Source organism: Streptomyces composti (assembly GCF_012034205.1).
GTDB lineage: Bacteria > Actinomycetota > Actinomycetes > Streptomycetales > Streptomycetaceae > Streptomyces > Streptomyces composti.
The window spans coordinates 1-1655 of sequence record NZ_JAATEM010000076.1; the positions used below are offsets into that span (position 1 = coordinate 1).

Sequence of the window (1655 nt, forward strand, 5' to 3'; positions counted from 1 at the left end):
CCTAATCCTTGAGTAAGCGGTTCCGGTTGGCCCCGTCAGGGCGGTCCGGACTGTCGATGCGATGTGGTTCGTAGCGGTCCGTGGGCACCGGGCTGACCCCTCCGGGTTCCTGGTCCTGCGAGACCTTCAGAAAGATCGGTGGCGCCCGGTGTCTTCGGGCCGCTGCGAAACCCGTCGGCCTGTTCCGGACGTTGATCGTCGTGGTGCAAGCCCGCCGCACGGTGACCCCCTCGAACTCCGCGAGCCGTTCGAGCTCTGACCGAGACCGGGGCCCGCGCGGTGCGCTGGTGCCGCGAACGGCTAGTGAGATGGCGGACCGTCGAGTCCTGGGATTAGGTCGCCGCGCGGCCCGCACAGGCTTGTCACCTGCGCAAACGCACGAGGAGAGGGGAATGGCTTGACCGTGTACTGCGGGATCGACTGGGCCGAGTCGCACCACGACGTCGCTCTGGTCAATCAAGACGGCCAGCTGCTGGCCAAGCGCCGCATCAGCGACGACCTCGCCGGCTATCGCCTGCTGCTGGACCTGCTCGCCGAGCACGGCGACAGCCCCGAGACGCCGATACCGGTGGCCATCGAGACCGCCGGCGGCTTGCTCGTGGCCGTCCTGCGTACCGGCAAGCGGAAGATCTACGCGGTCAACCCGCTGGCCGCCGCCCGCTACCGTGACCGGCACGGCGTCTCCCGCAAGAAGTCCGACCCCGGCGACGCCCTGGTCCTGGCCAACATCCTGCGCACCGACATGCACGCCCACCGGCCGCTGCCCGACGACAGCGACCTGGCCCGCGCCATCACCGTCCTGGCCCGCGCTCAGCAGGACGCCGTCTGGTCCCGCCAGCAGATCGCCAACCAGGTCCGCTCGCTGCTGCGCGAGTACTACCCCGTCGCACTGGACGCCTTCTCGAGCAAGCAGGGCGGCCTGACCCGGCCTGAAGCCCGTGCCGTGCTTGCCCTGGCACCGACCCCGAGCGCGGCGGCCCGGCTGACCCTGCCCCAGCTGCGGGCCGCGCTCAAACGGGCCGGCCGCAGCCGTGGCATCGACGCCGAAGCTGACCGCCTCAAGACCGCCCTGCGCGCCGAGCAGGCCCACCAGCCCGCACTCGTCGAAGAAGCGATGGGTCAGCAACTGCTGGCCTTGCTCACCCAGTTGGACGCATCCTGCAAGGCCGTCGACGACCTCACCGAGGCGGTGGAGTCGCTTTTTCGCCAGCACCCGGACGCTGAGATCCTGCTGAGCTTCCCCGGCCTCGGCGTCCAGCTCGGCGCCCGGGTGCTGGCAGAGATCGGTGACGACCGCGCAAGGTTCGCCGACGCCCGGGCCTTGAAGGCATACGCCGGATCGGCCCCCATCACCCGGGCCTCGGGCAAGAAACGCTTCGTTGGACGCCGCTACATCAAGAACAACCGCCTGACCAACGCCGGTCACCAGTGGGCCTTCGCCGCCCTCACGGCCTCGCCCGGAGCCGCCGCCCACTACCGGCGACGGCGCGACCACGGAGACTGGCATGCCCAGGCGCAAAGGCACCTGTTCAACCGCATGATCGGCCAGCTCTACCACTGCCTGCAGACCCGGCAGCTCTTCGACGAACAGCACGCCTTCACCTCCTCCCCGGCGGGTCTGGCCATGGCGGCTTGACTTCTTAGGCACGTGAGAT

The 1655-nt window shown here is 69.5% G+C and carries 1 protein-coding gene; it reads left to right on the top strand.

The window, feature by feature from the left end; translation table 11 throughout:
* Positions 1-397 precede the first annotated feature (397 nt).
* Complete coding sequence (locus tag HCJ93_RS28995; protein ID WP_167998798.1) at positions 398-1636, top strand: IS110 family RNA-guided transposase; 1239 nt, start codon at positions 398-400, stop codon at positions 1634-1636.
* Positions 1637-1655: the final 19 nt, after the last annotated feature.